This is a genomic window from Streptomyces sp. YIM 98790 (genome assembly GCF_011421595.1).
Classification (GTDB): domain Bacteria; phylum Actinomycetota; class Actinomycetes; order Streptomycetales; family Streptomycetaceae; genus Streptomyces.
This window is the reverse complement of record NZ_WTLH01000042.1, coordinates 1-17,625: the sequence shown is the minus strand read 5'-3', so window position 1 is coordinate 17,625 and position 17,625 is coordinate 1. Positions and strand designations below refer to the sequence as shown.

Sequence of the window (17,625 nt, the reverse complement as noted above, 5' to 3'; positions counted from 1 at the left end):
GAGGCTCGTCGTGACATCCAAACCGATCGTCGGCAACTCCCCCGGTCCCCCCGCACCACCGCTGCCGGCCCCCGGCCGGTCCGGCCCCCGCCCGCGCAGCCGCCCGCGGCTGCCCGACCTCTTCGCGCTGTTACGCCCCGGCCAGTGGGCCAAGAACGTCTACAGCATGGCGCTGGTCGCCCTCGCCACCCAGGCGTGGACGCTGCCGGAGGCCGGGCGCCTGGTCTGGATGACGGCCGTCTTCGTGCTGGCGTCGGCGGCGGTCTACATCGCCAACGATCTGGCGGACCGCGAGAGCGACCGGCGGCACCCGGTCAAGCGGAACCGCCCGATCGCCTCCGGGCGGGTCGGCGTGGGGGCGGCGACGGCCCTGCTCGTCACCTGCCTCGCCGCGCTCGCGGCACTGGTCGCGCTCTGCCCGCTCACCCAGTGGTGGCCGGTCGTGGCCTACCTCGCGCTGAACCTGGCCTACAGCACCGGGCTGAAACACGTGCCGCTGGTCGACGCCTTCATCGTGTCGATCGGCTTCCAGCTCCGGCTGGTCGCCGGCCATCTCGCCGTGGAAACCTCCGCCTCGCAGTGGCTGATGACCGCCGTGCTCGCCGTCTGCCTGGTGCTGATCCTGGGCAAACGCCGGCACGAACTGGTCGTCAACGGGCCCGCCGGCCGGCCCGCGCTGCGCGGCTACACCGTGCAGCTCATCGACCAGATGATCGTCATCTGCATGGTGGTCACGATGGTCGCCACGCTGCTCTACCTCACGCGCGACGCGCCGCTGGGGGGCTTCTCCGAGCAGGCGCTGCTGATCTACGCCCCGTTCATGCTGTTCGGCCTCTTCCGCTACCTCCAGGTGCTCGTCGTCGAGCGCGGCGGGGCCGATCCGGTCCGGGTGCTGCTCAGAGACCGGCCGCTGCTCCTGTGCATGGCCGCGTTCGCGCTCACCCACCTGTTGGTGACGCTGCTCGCCACCGACCCGTCCCTGCCCGACTCGACAGCACGGATCCTGCCATGACGACGACACCCGACCCCGCCGGGACGCCCCTGGTCTCGGTGATCATCCCCAACTACAACTATGCGCGGACCCTGCGCCTGTGCCTGGAATCGGTGCGGGCCCAGACCCACCCGAACATCGAGCTGATCGTGGTCGACGACCGCAGCACCGACAACTCGGCCGAGATCGCCCGCGAGTACGGCGCGGAGGTCACCGTCACCCCCACCAACATCGGCGCCCCCGCGGCCCGCAACCTGGGCGCCGAGCGCGCCCGCGGCAGCGTGCTGTTCTTCCTCGACTCCGATGTCGCGCTGGCGCCGGACGCGGTCGCCAACGCCGCCGCGCTGCTCTCCGGCGACCCGGCGGTCGGCGGGGTCTGCGGCACCTACGACGCCGAGCCGCTGATCCGCGACAGCCTGGTCGAGGAGGTGCGCAGCCTCCAGCTCTACGCCTGGATCCACGGCGGCCAGGGCGACATCTCGACCGTGTACACCGCGCTGTTCGCGGTGCGCCGGGACGTCTGGGACGAGATCGGCGGCTTCGACCCGGCGCTGCGCCACAGCGAGAACGCCGACTACGGCCACCGGCTGTCCGCCCGGTACCGCATCGTGCTCACCGGGTCGGTGCACGGCCGCCACGACCACGACGACACCCTTCGGGTGCTGATCAGCAAGATGTTCCACCGGGCCCGCCTGCACATGCCGCTCTACCTGCGCCGCCCGGACTTCTCCGGCGGGCCCTCCAACGGGCTGCGCGGCTGGGCGACGCTCGCCGCGCTGGGGGCCGTGCTGACCGCCCCGCTCGCCGCCCTGGCCGGGCCCCTGGTCCTGCTGCTGCCCGCCGTCCTGCTGGTTCTCTCCGTCGTCTGCGATGCCCGCATGTACGGCATGGTGCTGCGCCGCAAGGGCCTGTGGTTCTGGCTCTACTTCACCGCGGTGTGGTTCCTGGTGAACGTCACGGTGGCGCTCGCCGTCTTCGCCGGACTGGCGCAGTGGCTGCTGTCGGCGCGCTTCCGGCACACCTATGACCGCCCCCTCCCGGCGGCCACGACCGCGAGGAGCGCCTGATGCCCGGACCGCTGACGGACGGGGCCGCGGAGCAGCCGCTGGTCTCGGTGATCGTGCCGAACTACAACTACGCGGCCTCGCTGGAGCTGTGCCTGCGCGCCATCCAGGAGCAGACCTATCCGCACATCGAGCTGCTCATGGTCGACGACGGCAGCACCGACAACTCCGTCGAGATCGCCCGCTCGCTCGGCGTCACCGTGGTCCGCACCCCGCGCAACCTCGGCGTGGCCGGCGCCCGCAACCTGGGCATCGCCGAGTCCGCCGGAGAGATCTGCTTCTTCGTGGACTCCGATGTCGCCCTGGCGCCGGACGCCGTGGCCACCGCCGTCCGCCTGCTGAGGGAGAACCCCGAAACGGGGGCCGTGTGCGGCATCCACGACCCGGAGCCGCTGATCCGCGACAGCCTGGTCGAGGAGTACCGCGGGCTGCAGTACCACTACTGGTCGGTGAGCTCGGCCGGGCACATCTCGTTCCTCTTCCCCGCCTCCTGTGCCATCCGCCGCACCGTGCTGGAGGAGATCGGGCCCTTCAACGAGCGGCTGCGCAACACCGAGGAGGTGGACTACGGACACCGCCTGACGCAGCGCCACCCGCTGCTGCTCTCCCCCGAGATCCGCTCCCGCCACGACCACGACGCCGAACTGGTGCCGCTGCTGCGCAAACTGTTCCGGCGCGGACACGCCCGGGTGCCGCTCTACGCGGAGCGCCGGAAGTTCGCCCGCGGCTTCGAGACCTCCTCCCGGGCGGGCGGCAGCCTCGCCGCGCTGGCCTCGCTCGCCCTGCTGCCCTCGGCGGCCCTGCTCGGCTGGTACGGGCTGATCGCCGCCGCCCTGGCGCTGGTGGTCTCGCTGGCCGCCGACGCGGGCATGTACCGCTTCGTCGCCAGGCGGCGCGGACTGCTTTTCACCGGCTACTTCACCGCCGTGCACTGGCTGGTGAACGTGGCCATCGCCGCCGGAGTGGTGGCCGGAGCCGTGCACTGGCTGTGCTCCCCCGCCTTCCGCCGCCTCTACGGACCGGCCGTGCCCGAGCCCGCCCGATGAGACGGCGCCTGGCCCGGACCGCCGCCGTCCTGGCCTTCGTCTGGCTGGCCTACGTGGTGGTGCACACCGCCCTGACCGGGCGGTGGTGGCCGGTGCTGCTCCTGGACCTGGCTCCGCCGGTGCTGCTGGCGGTGGTCCCGCTGGTGCTGGTGGTGCCGGCCGCGTTCGCCGTCCCGGCGCCGCCGCGCGCCCCGCGGCGGTGGCTGCCCGTCGCCGCCTGCGTGACGGCCTTCGCGCTGGGGGCGGGGCAGTCCGGGCTCGACCTCGGCGGCTGGGGCCGCGGCCCGGGGCGCGTGCCGCCCGGCGCGGTGCACATCGTGGTGTGGAACACGCACTACTGGCACCAGGACGAGGACCCGGAGGAGTTCTACTCCTACCTGCGCTCCTTCGACGCCGATGTCTACCTGCTGCAGGAATACCTGAACTGGCACCACGGCACGGACACGCCCGTGCCGGTCGACGACACCGCCGGCCTGCGCCGCCACTTCCCCGGCTACCGGATCACGAGCGCCGGGGAGCTGCTGACCCTGTCGCGGCTGCCGGTGACGGACAGCCGCGCCCTGGCCGACCCGCCCGGCCACGACTCGGTGCCGCCCGGCTCGGACTTCCCCGCCTTCTGGAGCACCAAGACGCTCCGCACGGACGTCCGCCTCGGGGAGGGGACCGTCTCCCTGTACAACACCCACATCCCGGTCCAGCTCGACTTCTCCTCCGGGGTGTTCACGCCCGCCTTCCTGAAGGCGGTGCGGCGCCAGGCGGAGCGCCGCACCACCGCGTGGACCGCGCTCACCCACGACCTGACCTGCAACCCCCTGCCCCGGCTGGTCGCCGGCGACCTCAACACCACACCCGCGATGGGGGAACTCTCCCACCTCGACGACCTGCTGGTCCGCGGCCGGCTCACCGACGGCGGGCCCTACCCCGTCTCCTGGGACGCACGCCGGCTGGCCCTGTGGCGGCTCGACTTCACCCACCACGACCCCGGCATCCGGCTCCACCGCTACCGGTTCTCCGGCAGCCGGGGCCTGTCGGACCACAGCGCGCAGGAACTCTGGATCACCACGGAAGGGAAACATCACACATGACACGCATACTCGGCCGCAGCGGCATCGAGGTCGGCGCGATCGGTGTCGGCTGCTGGGCCATCGGCGGCCCGCTCCAGGCCGGCTCGGACCAGTTCGGCTACGGCCCGGCCGACGATGACGAGTCGATCGCCACCCTCCGCCGGGCCCACGAACTGGGCGCCACCTTCTTCGACACCGCCAGCAACTACGGCGCGGGCCACAGCGAGAAGATCCTCGGCCGGGCCTTCGCCGGCCACCGCGACGAGGTGGTGCTCGCCACCAAGTGGGGCTACACCTCGGACGAGGCCACCCGCGAGGCCGGGCCGGAGGACGCGAGCGCCGCGTACCTGCGCTCCAGCCTGGACGACAGCCTGCGCCGCCTGGGCACCGACTGCATCGACCTGTTCCAGTTCCACCTCGGCGGCGCGGAGATCCCGGTCGCCCTCGACCTGATCCCGGTGCTGGACGAGCTGGTCACCGCGGGCAAGATCCGCTCCTACGGCTGGAGCACCGACGACCCCGGGCGGGCCGAGGCCTTCGCCAAGGCCGGCGCGGGCTGCACCGCCATCCAGCACGACCACTCGGTGCTGAACGACGCCGCCGATGTGCTCGCCGTCTGCGAGGCGCTGGACCAGGCCAGCATCGCCCGCGGCCCGCTGGCCATGGGCCTGCTCTCCGGCAAGTACCACGCCGGCCGCACCGTCGGCGAGCGTGATGTGCGCGCCATGGACTACGACTGGATGACCTACTTCACCAACGGCACCGGCGACCCGGAGTGGATCGCCAGGATCGACGCCGTCCGTGACGTCCTCACCTCCGGCGGCCGCACCCTGGCCCAGGGCGCCCTGGCCTGGCTGCTGGCCCGCAGCCCCGCCATGATCCCCATCCCCGGCTGCCGCACCGTCGCCCAGGCCGAGGAGAACCTGGGCGCGCTGGCCGCCGGCCCGCTGAGCGAGGACGAGTTCCGCCAGATCGAATCCGTCCTGCGCCCCTGACCCGGCACAGCGAGGCCCCCGGCCAGGACACGCGCCCCGGCCGGGGGCCTCGCCCGGCTGTGCTCAGCGGTGGGCGACAGCTGTCACGAACGCCGACCAGGCATCGGGACGGACAGCTATCACGTCGGCCCTTCCGGTCTTGGTGTCGGCCACTCCGACCAGGTGCGGAGCCCTCGCCACGGCGACGCAGTCATCCGTGCTGTGGCTGCTCGTCCGGAACGGTGCGCCTTCGAACATGGTCAATCTCCCAACGCGGTGCGGATCGCCTGCCTGCTTTCGTACTCCCCCAGAGACGACGCAACGATATCCGCGAAGAGGCCATGGCCCCGGGAAAGATCATCGCTACGCGTTGAGTACCAGCCGCCGAGACCCGTCTCCACATATGCCACGCGCCTGTACGAGGGGGTGGCCTCGGTCAGTTCTTCGGGCGCCTCGTCGAACGACCAGAGCACCAGGTGCGACAGCAGCCCGGCGGGAACGACCCGGCGCGGAAGAACCTGCACCCGGGTCCACGGAAAGGCGGTGGACATCACGTGCAGCAAGTGGCGCAGCTGCGCCCGGTGCACGTCCACACTGGCGAACGACTGGTAGAGCGCCTGTTCGCCGATGACGAAGAGTGCCTTGGGGCCGGTACGGGTACGTGCCCGCTCAAGGAACATCTGCGAACGGCCCGACTTCAGCAGCATGCGTCGCCTCACCTCGGCCCTGGGGAGCCTCGGCAGGCTGGCGCGGATGATCTCCTCCGAGTAGGCGGGGGTCTGGAGCAGGCCGGGGACGGCCTGGAGGTTGAAGGAGCGGATGACCACCGCGTGGGCGTCCATCGCCGCCAGGCGGTCCAGATTCGTCGCCCCGTAACCCAGCTGCTCGACCCGCCCGGCTCCGAACTGCTCACGGGCCCGCAGCTCCCTGATCAGCTGGTCAACGGTCTTCTCCATGACTCCGCACCTCACTGCCCTCGCGTGACCTGCACCACACGGGGCAGACTACCGACAGTGCGAGAGTGATTACGGTGAGATCCCGACATCTGGCATATGCCAAAGCCCTCGGCTGGACCCACCGCAGCCCGGCATGGTAAAGGCCCCCTCGGCGGCGCGGACGCGGCCGAGGGGGCCTTCGATGAAGTGTGGAGATGGCGGGAATCGAACCCGCGTCCAACGGACCCGGGACAGGGCTTCTCCGAGCGCAGTCCGCTGCGCTTTTCTCGGCCCCGGAGATCACGCGGACAAGTCTCCGACGGGCTCAGTCACTGTGAGATTTCCCGCTGCCCCCCGTGACCGGGAGCAACGGTTGAGTTCCCTGAATGATGCCAGACACCGGGTCGGGAACACTCCCGGGCTGACACTTCACTGTCGCTGCTCAGGCAGCGAGGGTGAAGGAATCGCGCTTCTGGTTGGCGATTATTTTTTTGCGGCACATGGTTAACGAGATCATTGCCGCGTTCCTCGGCTCGCTTCCCCTGGTCCGACATCCGCTGTCGAAACCGATCATCCCCATGTTGAGTTGACAACCGCCGCTCCGCCGCGAGGCGGGGTGGTGGCGCACTGTGCAGCCCATGATACGGGACCGGGCCGCTCCTGTTCCAACCGATTTCCGCGCCGGAGTATTCCGGCACCCGGCCAGCGGGCGGACACCCCGTACAACCGCATACCGGGCAGGGGTATTCCGGCGCCGACGAGGCACGGTCAGCGGCGCTGGCGGCGGCGGGCGGCGGACACCGCGCGCTCCGCCTCCCGGCGGTCCTGCCGCTCCCGCAGCGCCTGCCGCTTGTCGTACTCCTTCTTGCCCCGGGCGAGGCCGATCTCGACCTTGGCCCGGCCCTCCTTGAAGTACAGGGACAGCGGGACCAGGGTCAGGCCGGTCTCCTGGAGCTTGCCGGTCAGCTTGTCGATCTCCGACCGGTGCATCAGCAGTTTGCGCTTGCGGCGCGCGCTGTGGTTCGTCCACGTCCCCTGTGCGTATTCGGGGATGTGCACGTTGTACAGCCACGCCTCCCCGTCGACGATCTGCGCGAAGCCGTCCACCAGGGAGGCGCGGCCCTGGCGCAGCGACTTCACCTCGGTGCCGGTCAGCACCAGACCGCACTCGTAGGTGTCGAGGATGTGGTAGTCGTGCCGCGCCTTCTTGTGCTGCGCGATCAGCTTGCGACCCGTCTCTTTAGCCATGACACGGCCATCCTACGGCGATCGGCGGGACGGCTCGCCGCAATTTCACGCCCCGGCCGGCCCCGGTTCCGGGCCGGACGGCGGCGGCCGTCGGGGCCCGGAACCGGGGGTGGGGCTACCGGGTGCGGTAGGCGTCGATGATGGTCTGGGTGGTGCGGTTGCCCTCGGTGTCGGACACCTTGCTGCGGAAGGAGACGCTCCCGCCCGGCGCCGGCCCGTCCACCAGAATCCGGCCCCGGTGCACCGCAGCCTCCTGCCAGGTGTCACCGCCGTCGTAGGACACCTCGACCCGCAGCGACCCCAGGTTCCCGCCGGCCGCGGCGCCGTGCACGGTCACCGGCACCCGCAGCTTGCGGTGGGCCGGCGCGGTGGAGTCCAGCGCCAGCTCCGGGCTGAAGCGGACCACCGACACGGGGATCTCCCGCCCCTCGTCACCCGGCACGTGGGCGGAGGTGAAGAAGTAGGACGTGCTGACCTCCGTGCTCACCGGCAGGTCCGGACGGACCACCGACCGCAGCTCGTACCGGGCTTCGCCCTCGGGCAGCGGACCGAAATCCAGATCGTGCAGAGGCTCGGCGGACGCCCAGATCTCCTCCCCGCCACGGTAGAGCGCGGCCGTCCCCTCGTAGGCGAGGCTCTGCTCGGTGTTCCCGGCCCCGTCCGCCAGGGGATACAGGTGGGCGTACAGAGTGTCCCCGTACCGCCACACACCGTCGGTGGCGGAGGGGGCTCCGGGCCCGAAGACACCGTTCCCGAAGGTCAGCTCAAAGGTGCCGCCCTCCTCGAAGGTCCGCGGCGGCGCCGAGTAGAAGTGGCCGTCGAGCACCAGCTCTCCGTCGGCCATGTGTCCTTGGAACAGCATCGCGCCCCACAGGATGTCCGGACCCCCGCCCAGGTACCAGGTCGTGGTCGTCGGCAGGTCCATCGGCGGGGAGAGCCACGAGCTGAGGTATTCCGGCCAGGCGGATTCCGCCGACGCCAGAAGGGCACTCACGGAAAGCCCTCCCGCGGCGCCGGGGACCGCCGAGGCCAGCGTGAAGGAGACCTGTGCCAGATCCTCGGCCGTGACGTGCTCGGCCAGGCCGGTGAAGAAGCCGCCCCGCTGGTGGAAGACCCGCTGGTACAGGGTGTCGCCGTTGCGCCAGAAGGCGCTCACCGCGGCTGCCGCGTCCGGCACGGCCGGCCCGACGTGCAGGCTGTGCAGCCCTTCGGACAGCGGGCCGGGGGTGAAGAAGGTGCCGACGGTGCCGTCCGGCCGGACGGTGTGCAGATACAGCTGCTCCAGCCCGGCGTTCTCGTCGAACAGCGTGGGGCCGAGGGGTTCGGCCTGCCGGGCGTCGAAGACGGAACCGGTGTCCTCGGTGATCTCCACCAGCGGCAGCACCATGGCATCGGCACGCCTCATGCCACCGGTGCTCTCCTCGGGCTCATAGGCCAGGACTTCGACGGAATACCGGCCCGCCGGCACCCGGAAGGTGAGGGCTTCCTGACCTCCTGCGGAGCCCCCGCCGGAGCCCCCGCCCCCGCCCGCGGCGGCCGGGCCGCCGGACACGGCGGTCCCCCACGCGGCCGGCAGCGTCCCGGAGGTGCCGCCCGCGGCGGACGGACCGGTGCCGGCGTCGGCGTCGGCGTCGGCGTCGGTGTCGGGGAACCGGAACCCTTCGACCACGACGTTCCCGGTCACCGGATCGCCCTCACGGTCCAGAACCTGCACCGTGTACTCGTAGGTCTCGCCCTCCACGGTGATCCGGCCGGCGGTACGGACGGTCTGGCCGTCCCCGGCGGCCGTGACCAGCAGACCGTAGTCACCGGGGTTCTCGCGCCCATGCCACGGCGTCACGACCGCCTGCACCTCGGTCGTGCCGCCTGCCGGAACGGTGATCCGGTCCGCGCTGAGGGAGAACATGCCCTCGGGCTCCGGAAGGCCCTCCGGGCCCTGGCCGAGGACGGACAGGTCGAGGGTGACGTCCTCCTCGCCCAGATTGCGGTAGGTGAGTGTCCGGCTGACCTCCTCCTGCTCCGGATGCGGCCACAGCGCGGTACCGAAGACCAGCGACGTCTCCTCCACGATCACCGTCTGGCCGACCGCACGGCTCAGATCGACGCGGCCGGTTCCGTGGGCCAGGACGCCGCTGTCGTCGGAAAGGCCGGTGGCCGACGCGACCAGCGCCGCCTTCAGCCGCTCCCCCGTCCAGTCCGGATGCTGCTGCTTGAGCAGCGCCGCCGCGCCCGCCACGTGCGGAGCCGCCATCGAGGTGCCGGAGATCGCCGTGTAACCGTCCATGACCGGCGTGCCCTCCTGCTCGGCCACGCTGCCCTCGGCAGCCGCCGCCCCGATGCCGACCCCCGGCGCGGTCAGGTCCGGCTTCACGGCGCCGCTCTCGCTCCCGCCGTGGCCGGAGAACCCGGCCAGGGCGTCGGCGGAGTCCACCGCACCGACCGCCAGCGCGGCGTCGGCGCTGGCCGGTGAGCCGAGGAGGCCGGTGTCGCTGTTCCCGGCGGCTGCGACGAAGAGTGCGTCGCTGGTCTCCGACAGCCGGTTGACCGCCTCCTCCAGCGGGTCGATACCGGGGGTGTCGTACCAACCCAGGCTCAGGTTGACGATGTCGGCGCCCTGTCCGACCGCCCACTCCATGCCGTCGACGATGGCCGAGATCTGTCCCCAGCCGTCATCGCCCAGGACCTTCGCGCTGATCAGTTCCGCGCCCGGGGCCACACCGGTGTAGCGGCCACCGGACTTGGCGCCGGTTCCGGCGGCCGTGGACGCCACATGGGTGCCGTGGCCGGACCGGTCCCGTGCGTCGGGGCTGCCGCTGAAGTTCCGTTCCGCGATCACCCGCCCGCCGGCCAGGTCGGGATGGCCGGTGTCGATGCCGGTGTCCAGCACGGCGATCCGCACGCCCGTGCCGTCCAGGCCGGCCTCCCAGGCGGCCGGTGTGCCGATCTGCGGCACGCTGGTGTCGAGATCGGCCTGCACCAGGCCGTCGAGCACGACGGCCGACACCCCGGCCGCCAGGCTCCGGGCCGCGGCACCGGCCGGTTCCGCACCGGTCAGTTGTTCCCAGGTCTGTGCCGCCTGACCGGCGTCCAGGGTCAGGGCCCGGCCGGCCACGCTCTCCAGCTCGGCCCGCACCTCGGGCCCGGCGGCGGCGAACAGCCCGGTCTCCGCCCGTGACGGCGCCTCCTCGTACAGCACGATCACCGGTACACCGTCACCGGCGTGCGCCGCGTACTCGGGCCGGCTCAGCTCGGTGACATCGAACAGCCGGGCGTCCACGATGCCCCGGCTTATCGGCTCCCGGGCGTCGAGCGGCACCACGAAGGTGCTCCCCTCGCCGCTCCGGATCGAGAACGGCATGTTCTCCCGGCCGGGCGCGGGCTCGATTCCCGCCACCTGCCCCCCGGCTCCGACGGTCACCTGATCCCCCGTGATCAGCGTCACCCGGTGTGTCCCGCCGTCGTGCGGCAGGGGCGGGTCTCCCGCCGCCGAGGCCGAGGGCGGGGCGATCGGACCGGCCGACAGGGCCAGGACCGTCCCGGCCGCCGCCGCAACGGCAGCGCCCCTCGTTCGCCTGTTCCGCAATGTGCTCAGCACCTTGTTCCCTTCCGAAGGTCTCGTCGGACGATGCGGAAGGGACAGTAGGAAGGGCGGGCCGGGGCGAGCACAAAGGGCGGGCAAAGCCGCTTATGTTGGCCGGGTTTCGGTCACATGGCTGATGGTCCGGCCCGCGGCCGGAAGGGCTACCCGCCGGAGCCGAGGGCGTCCAGGACGTCCCGGCCGCGCTGCACGGTGTCCTCGCCGACCTGCACCACCACATCCGGGACGATGCCCTCGCCCTCCCGGACCACCGTGCCCGACGGCGTGGCGTAGTGCCCCACGGTCAGCTCGGCGACCGAGCCGTCCGGCTGCTCTATGGGCATCTGCACGGTGCCCTTGCCGAACGTGGGCCGCCCCACCACGACCGCCCGGTTGCGGTCCTGGAGCGCGCCGGTGAGCAGCTCGGCGGAGCTCATGGTGCCGGCGTCCACCAGCACCACGAGGGGGCGCGTGGCGTGCCCGCCCGGCTCGGCGTACAGCGCCTGCTGCTCGCCGTAGACGTCATAGGTGGCGACCAGGCCGCCGTCCAGGAAGACCGAGGCCACCGCCGCGGCCTCGGTGACCAGCCCGCCGGAGTTGCCGCGCAGGTCCAGCAGCAGGCTGTCGTCCGGCGGGGCGTTCTCCACCGCGGCGCGCACCAGATCGGCCGAGCCCTCGGTGAAGGCGTCCAGCCGGATCAGGGTCGTCCCCTCCGCGGCGCGGTCCACGGTCACCGGCTCGGTGGACAGCACCGCGCGCTGCAGTTCGGTCTCCCACTCCTCGCCGTCACGCTGCAGCGCGACCCGGACCGTGGAGCCGGCCTCGGCACCGCCGGGCCGGTCGCTGCCGCGCAGCCGGCCCACCGCCTCGGTGACCGGCACGCCGTCGACCGGCTCGCCGTCGATGCGCAGCAGTTCGTCCCCGGCCCGTACGCCCGCCCGGGCCGCCGGGCTGCCGCTGCGCACCCGGCTGATCTCGATGGCGCCCTGCGGGGTGCGGTGCAGCGCTATCCCGGTGCCCACATAGCCGCCCTCCAGGGAGAGCTGGAGCTCCTCGAATTCCTCGGCGGTGTACGCGGCCGCCCAGCGGTCGCCGCTCCGGCTCACCAGCAGGGCCGCGTCCCCGTCCGGGGGCTCACCGTCCGCGATGGCGGCCGCCGGGTCCCCGCTGAGCCGGCCGTCGTCCTCCTGGCCGGGTCCGTCCTCGTTGCCGCCACCGGTCCCGGGCCCGGAACTGCCGGCCGGGGAGGCGAGCCAGGGGGTGCCCTCGGCCTGCCACGAGCCGGTGGCCGTGCCCGCGGTCAGGGCGGCGAGGAAGACGCACACCACCGCCGAGCCGCCCCGGGTCGACCGGCGCCGCGGTGGTCGGGGTCTGGGAGGCTTCCTCGACGGAGTCCTTGACATGCTGCGGAGTGTAGGGCAGTTACGCGGTGCGCATCGGCGGATGGCCGTCCCATGTCCGGGGGATTTATCACAAGCGAATCAGATCTTCGGATACTTGACGGAACGGGATCGGATCGTTCACAGCACCGTGCCCGCGCCTTCGGGCAGTTACCGCGAGCCGGTGCGGAGGCCCTCCCGGCCTGCCGCGGCGGGCGGCAGACCGGCGGCAGCGCGGCAGGCGGGGGCGGGACGGCAGGCGGATCAGACCTTGAGGTACTTGCGGAGTGCGAAGAGTGCCGCGATCCCGGGCATCAGTGCGCCGACCACCAGCAGGAACGGCAGCACGGAGACCACCGCGTCCCAGCCCACGAAATCGATCACCGCGATCCGGGTGTCCAGGAAGTTGTCGATCAGGAAGTATTTGCCGCCGACCAGCAGGACGCAGGCCAGCAGCGCGCCCAGCAGACCGGCCAGCGCCGCCTCCATGATGAACGGCGTCTGGATGTAGAAGCTGGAGGCGCCGACCAGCCGCATGATGCCGGTCTCCCGGCGGCGGCTGAAGGCCGACACCCGGACGGTGTTGACGATCAGCAGCAGCGCCACCACCAGCATCAGCGCCATCAGCGCCAGGGCCGCGATGTTCACGCCGTTCAACAACTGGAAGAGATTCTCCAGCAGGGCCCGCTGGTCCTGCACCGAGTGCACGCCCTCCCGGCCGGCGAAGGCCGTGGAGACCACCTCGTACTTCTCCGGGTCGTGCAGCTTGACCCGGAACGACTCCTGCATCTGGTCCGGGGTGACCACGGCCGCGATCGGGGAGTCCTTCTGCTGCTCCTGGTAGTGCTCGTAGGCCTCGTCGGCGGTCTCGAAGTAGACCTCGTCGACGATGTCGAACTTGTTGAGATCCGCCTCGATCTCGTCCTTCTGCTCCTCGGTGACCGCGCCCTTGGCGCATGCCGGGTCGCCGCTCTCGGCGTCGTTCTTGTTGCAGAGGAAGATGGAGACCTGGACCTTGTCGTACCAGAAGTCCTTCATGCTGCTGACCTGTTCCCGGGCCAGCAGCGAGCCGCCCAGCAGGGACAGCGACAGGGCGACGGACACGATGACCGCAAAGGTCATCGTGATATTGCGACGGAGACCGACCCCGATCTCCGAGAGGACGAAATTGGCGCGCATGGCGTGGGTTCCCGCTTTTCGTGAACTCGGTGGCTTCGGTGGCTTCCCCGGCAATCAGTTCTGGTAGCCGTAGACGCCGCGGTGCTGGTCGCGCACCAGGCGGCCCTTCTCCAGCTCGATGACCCGCTTGCGCATCTGGTCCACGATCTGGGCGTCGTGGGTGGCCATGACCACCGTGGTGCCGGTGCGGTTGATCCGGTCCAGCAGCTTCATGATGCCGACCGACGTCTGCGGGTCGAGGTTGCCCGTGGGCTCGTCCGCGATGAGCAGCTTGGGCTGGTTGACAAAGGCCCGGGCCACCGCCACCCGCTGCTGCTCACCGCCGGAGAGCTCACCGGGCATGCGGTCCTCCTTGCCGCCGAGGCCGACCAGGTCCAGCACCCAGGGCACCCGCTTGCGGATCTCGGCGCGCGGCCGGCGGATCACCTCCATGGCGAAGGCGACGTTCTCGGCGACCGTCTTGTTGGGCAGCAGCCGGAAGTCCTGGAAGACGCAGCCCAGCTGGCGGCGCACCTGCGGCACCTTCCAGTTGGAGAGCTGGCCCAGGTCCTTGCCCAGCACATGGACGGTGCCGTGGGTGCATCTCTCCTCGCGCAGGATGAGGCGGAGGAAGGTGGACTTGCCGGAGCCGGAGGAACCGACGAGGAACACGAACTCCCCGCGCTCGATCTCCAGCGAGACCTCGCGGAGCGCGGGCGCGTTCGTCCGCGGGTAGACCTTGGAGACGCTGTCGAATCGGATCACGATTGCACCTGGCCGAGACTGGGTAAGTGGGGCGAAGCCCCCTGGGCGGCTCACCCTCGTTGCGCCGACCATACGCGAACCGGCCGACCGGGCGCAGGCAGCGTCCGGGACCGTCCCCTTTGGCCCGTTTTGCGGCGCGAGCAGGGGCAGGGCAGGGCATTCCCGTACGCTCCGGGCACGGGGGTGCCTACGCGGTCGAAGCCTGGCACAGTGGAGAGACGAGCGGGGCGGGGGACGGAGAGGAGACGATCGACAGCATGACTGCCGACTGGGCCGCGGACTGGCTGGTCTGCGCGAACTGCGCGGGCCGGGTGCGCGAGGGCGGATGCGCGGTGTGCCGGGCGCAGCTGGCGAGGCTGCGCGAGCAGCGCTGGCCGCTGGCGGCGCTGATCAGCCCGGCGGCACTGGCCGCCGTGCTGCTGATGCTGGCCGCGATCGTCTTCCTGGTGGCCCGCCCGGCCTGAGAGCGGGCGGTGCCGGGGGGCGGGCGCGACGTGCGACGGTCCCGGGAGCGAGTGCTCCCGGGACCGTCTGCTGTGCGCATCACACGAGGGCATGACATGTGACGTGCACCACGCGCCGAGCGTCAGGCGGCTGCCGCACCCCGGTCCATGATCCGGGGCAGGTAACGGAAGCCGACACCGCCGGCGACCATGGTGGCGGCGCCGATCAGGAGCAGCATCTCGCCACCGGAGGAACCGGTGTCGGCGAGCTCGCCCTTCTCGTCGTCGTCGCCGCTGCTGCTGTTCTGGTCCGGAACCACCGGGGTGAGGTCCTCGTCCGCCTCGGGAACCCCGACGCCCTCGGTGGCACCCGCGCTGTGCGGGCTGCTGGAGCTGCCGCCGGATGTGGTCGTGGTGGTCGACGAACCGCCGCCGGAGGTGGTGGTCGACGAACCGCCGCCGTTGCCGCTGACCCCCACGGGGCCGGCGTTGGCGCCACCCTGGTCGCTGCCCTGGTCCGAGCCCTGGTCGGAACCCTGATCCGAGCCCTGGTCGCTGCCCTGGTCCGAGCCCTGGTCGCTGCCCTGGTCCGAGCCCTGGTCGCTGCCCTGGTCCGAGCCCTGGTCGCTGCCCTGGTCCGAGCCCTGGTCGCTGCCCTGGTCCGAGCCCTGGTCGCTGCCCTGGTCCGAGCCCTGGTCGCTGCCCTGGTCCGAGCCCTGGTCGCTGCCCTGGTCCGAGCCCTGGTCGCTGCCCTGGTCCGAGCCCTGGTCGCTGCCCTGGTCCGAGCCCTGGTCGCTGCCCTGGTCCGAGCCCTGGTCGCTGCCCTGGTCCGAGCCCTGGTCGCTGCCCTGGTCCGAGCCCTGGTCGCTGCCCTGGTCCGAGCCCTGGTCGCTGCCCTGGTCCGAGCCCTGGTCGCTGCCCTGGTCCGAGCCCTGGTCGCTGCCCTGGTCCGAGCCCTGGTCGCTGCCCTGGTCCGAGCCCTGGTCGCTGCCCTGGTCCGAGCCCTGGTCGCTGCCCTGGTCCGAGCCCTGGTCGCTGCCCTGGTCCGAGCCCTGGTCGCTGCCCTGGTCCGAGCCCTGGTCGCTGCCCTGGTCCGAGCCCTGGTCGCTGCCCTGGTCCGAGCCCTGGTCGCTGCCCTGGTCCGAGCCCTGGTCGCTGCCCTGGTCGGAACCCTGGTCGCTGCCCTGGTCCGAGCCCTGGTCGCTGCCCTGGTCCGAGCCCTGGTCACTGCCCTGGTCCGAGCCCTGGTCACTGCCCTGGTCCGAACCCTGGTCCGAACCCCCGATGCTGATGCCACCGGTGACGACCTCGACCTCGCAGTCGTCGTCAATGGCGGGGTTGCACGGTTCCGAACCCTCGTGGGAGTCCGCCTGGGCCACGCCGGCCACGGCGAGAGAGGCCCCGGCGGCGAAGACGGCCGCAGCCGTGACACGGGCCAGATTGGCCCGCATCCTGGAACTGGCCATGAAGTAACTACCCCCTGTAGTGATGTAGTTGTTCGTCAATGACGCGTCATCGGGACAGCCGTGTCAGCGGCGGAGATGCTGGGACACGAGCGATGTCTCACAAGCCCCCCATGTCACGCCACTCGGCACACGGACATGCCGCCCGAACAGCTTTCCCGTTCCCTCTATCTGCGTCAAGTCGGCTTTGTCACCGGGGGAATCGCTCCGCGGCCTGCTTCTCCTGCTGCTTGCGCCAGCGGATTCCGGCCTCCAGGAAGTCGTCGATGTCGCCGTCGAGTACGGACTGCGGGTTACCGACTTCATATTCCGTCCGCAGGTCCTTCACCATTTGATACGGGTGAAGGACATAGGAACGCATCTGACTGCCCCAGGAGTTGCCGCTGTCGCTCTTGAGCGCGTTCATCTTCGCCTGCTCTTCTTCGCGCCGCCGGGCCAGCAGGCGGGCCTGGAGCACACGCATCGCCGCGGCGCGGTTCTGGATCTGCGACTTCTCGTTCTGGCAGGAGACGACGATGCCGGTCGGCACGTGGGTGATGCGCACCGCCGAGTCCGTGGTGTTGACCGACTGGCCGCCGGGGCCGGAGGAGCGGAAGACGTCGATGCGGATCTCGTTCTCCGGGATCTCGATGTGGTCCGTCTGCTCCACCACCGGCAGCACCTCGACGCCCGCGAAGGACGTCTGGCGGCGGCCCTGGTTGTCGAAGGGCGAGATGCGCACCAGCCGGTGCGTGCCCTGCTCCACCGACAGGGTGCCGTAGGCGAACGGCGCCTTGATCGCGAAGGTGGTCGACTTGATGCCGGCCTCCTCCGCGTAGGAGGTGTCCAGCACCTCGTAGGGATAGCCGCGGCGCTCCGCCCAGCGCAGGTACATGCGCTGCAGCTGCTCGGCGAAGTCCGCCGCGTCCACCCCGCCGGCCTCGGCGCGGATGGAGACCATGGCCTCGCGGGCGTCGTACTCGCCGGAGAGCAGGGTCCGCACCTCCAGCTCGGAGACGTCCTTCTTCACCGCCTCCAGCTCCGCGCGGGCCTCGGCCAGGGTGTCGGCGTCGCCCTCGGACTCGGCCAGCTCGAAGAGCACGCCGAGGTCGTCGATCCGGCCGCGCAGCTCCTGGGTCTTGCGCAGCTGGCCCTGGAGCATGGCGAGCCTGCTGGTGACCTGCTGGGCGTTCTCCGGGTCGTTCCACAGCGTGGGGGAGGCCGCCTGCTCCTCCAGCACGGCGATGTCGGCCCTCAGCCTGTCGAGGTCCAGGACGGCCTCGATCGACTCCATGGTGGAGGTGAGGGACTTCAGCTCTTCGGATGCATCGACGACTGCCACGCCCTCCAGCCTAACGGCTGGCCCGGACGTTCCGTCCGGCGCCGGGTCCCGGCGGCGGGCCGCGGTCAGCCCAGGGCCGCCCACAGCACCGGCAGCAGGATCAGCGCGAGCACCGCGGCGGCTGCCACCGTCACCGCCAGCCGGCGGCGCCGCACGGCGGCGCTGTGCCGGGCCGAGCCGGCCCGCGGCTCACCGGG

At 71.5% G+C, this 17,625-nt stretch carries 15 protein-coding genes and 1 other RNA gene; 6 read left to right on the top strand and 10 right to left on the bottom strand.

Features of this window, described 5'->3' with window-relative positions; all coding sequences use genetic code 11:
• Positions 1-10: 10 nt before the first annotated feature.
• Genes GQS09_RS10155 through GQS09_RS10135 form a run of 5 tightly spaced genes read left to right on the top strand, consistent with a single transcriptional unit; the run spans position 11 to position 5,160 of the window.
• On the top strand, positions 11-1,012 hold the full coding sequence (locus tag GQS09_RS10155) for a UbiA prenyltransferase family protein (RefSeq protein WP_165985680.1): 1,002 nt from the start codon (positions 11-13) through the stop codon (positions 1,010-1,012).
• Positions 1,009-2,058 (top strand): glycosyltransferase family 2 protein, encoded by a 1,050-nt coding sequence (locus GQS09_RS10150; protein WP_165985679.1) that lies wholly within the window; start codon positions 1,009-1,011, stop codon positions 2,056-2,058. The genes GQS09_RS10155 and GQS09_RS10150 overlap by 4 nt, the downstream gene beginning before the upstream one ends.
• Positions 2,058-3,101 (top strand): glycosyltransferase family A protein, encoded by a 1,044-nt coding sequence (locus GQS09_RS10145; protein WP_165985678.1) that lies wholly within the window; start codon positions 2,058-2,060, stop codon positions 3,099-3,101. The genes GQS09_RS10150 and GQS09_RS10145 overlap by 1 nt, the downstream gene beginning before the upstream one ends.
• Positions 3,098-4,186, top strand: coding sequence for an endonuclease/exonuclease/phosphatase family protein (locus tag GQS09_RS10140; RefSeq protein ID WP_165985677.1), 1,089 nt, complete (start codon positions 3,098-3,100; stop codon positions 4,184-4,186). The genes GQS09_RS10145 and GQS09_RS10140 overlap by 4 nt, the downstream gene beginning before the upstream one ends.
• Entirely contained in the window at positions 4,183-5,160 is a 978-nt protein-coding gene (locus GQS09_RS10135) for an aldo/keto reductase (RefSeq protein WP_165985676.1), read from the top strand. Before GQS09_RS10140 ends, GQS09_RS10135 begins: the two co-directional genes overlap by 4 nt.
• Before the next feature lie 63 nt (positions 5,161-5,223).
• Here the strand turns inward: GQS09_RS10135 and GQS09_RS10130 are convergent, their stop codons facing one another.
• From GQS09_RS10130 to ftsE, 8 genes are all read right to left on the bottom strand, one after another.
• Positions 5,224-5,397 (bottom strand): DUF397 domain-containing protein, encoded by a 174-nt coding sequence (locus GQS09_RS10130; protein WP_165985675.1) that lies wholly within the window; start codon positions 5,395-5,397, stop codon positions 5,224-5,226.
• Positions 5,398-5,399: 2 nt separating this feature from the next.
• Positions 5,400-6,095 (bottom strand): DUF5753 domain-containing protein, encoded by a 696-nt coding sequence (locus GQS09_RS10125; protein ID WP_165985674.1) that lies wholly within the window; start codon positions 6,093-6,095, stop codon positions 5,400-5,402.
• A gap of 186 nt (positions 6,096-6,281) precedes the next feature.
• Positions 6,282-6,652, bottom strand: a transfer-messenger RNA (tmRNA) gene (gene ssrA / locus GQS09_RS10120).
• 190 nt (positions 6,653-6,842) lie between these two features.
• A complete protein-coding gene (smpB, locus tag GQS09_RS10115) occupies positions 6,843-7,322 on the bottom strand; it encodes an SsrA-binding protein SmpB (protein WP_165985673.1) in 480 nt (159 codons plus the stop codon).
• 115 nt (positions 7,323-7,437) lie between these two features.
• Entirely contained in the window at positions 7,438-10,764 is a 3,327-nt protein-coding gene (locus tag GQS09_RS10110; protein ID WP_165985672.1) for a S8 family serine peptidase, read from the bottom strand.
• A 299-nt stretch (positions 10,765-11,063) separates the two neighbouring features.
• Entirely contained in the window at positions 11,064-12,227 is a 1,164-nt protein-coding gene (locus GQS09_RS10105) for a S41 family peptidase (RefSeq protein ID WP_313896069.1), read from the bottom strand.
• A 315-nt stretch (positions 12,228-12,542) separates the two neighbouring features.
• Entirely contained in the window at positions 12,543-13,457 is a 915-nt protein-coding gene (ftsX, locus tag GQS09_RS10100; protein ID WP_165985670.1) for a permease-like cell division protein FtsX, read from the bottom strand.
• A gap of 54 nt (positions 13,458-13,511) precedes the next feature.
• A complete protein-coding gene (gene ftsE, locus GQS09_RS10095) occupies positions 13,512-14,201 on the bottom strand; it encodes a cell division ATP-binding protein FtsE (RefSeq protein ID WP_165985669.1) in 690 nt (229 codons plus the stop codon).
• Between the two features lie 257 nt (positions 14,202-14,458).
• Here ftsE and GQS09_RS10090 point away from each other — a divergent pair, with 257 nt between their 5' ends.
• A complete protein-coding gene (locus GQS09_RS10090; protein ID WP_165985668.1) occupies positions 14,459-14,665 on the top strand; it encodes a hypothetical protein in 207 nt (68 codons plus the stop codon).
• A 122-nt stretch (positions 14,666-14,787) separates the two neighbouring features.
• Here the strand turns inward: GQS09_RS10090 and GQS09_RS10085 are convergent, their stop codons facing one another.
• Together GQS09_RS10085 and prfB are read right to left on the bottom strand one after the other, a co-directional pair.
• Positions 14,788-16,110: a hypothetical protein gene (locus tag GQS09_RS10085; RefSeq protein WP_165985667.1), complete on the bottom strand. Its 1,323-nt coding sequence runs from the start codon at positions 16,108-16,110 to the stop codon at positions 14,788-14,790.
• Positions 16,111-16,297: 187 nt separating this feature from the next.
• A complete protein-coding gene (gene prfB, locus GQS09_RS10080; RefSeq protein WP_165985666.1) occupies positions 16,298-17,428 on the bottom strand; it encodes a peptide chain release factor 2 in 1,131 nt (376 codons plus the stop codon).
• Between the last annotated feature and the right edge of the window lie 197 nt (positions 17,429-17,625).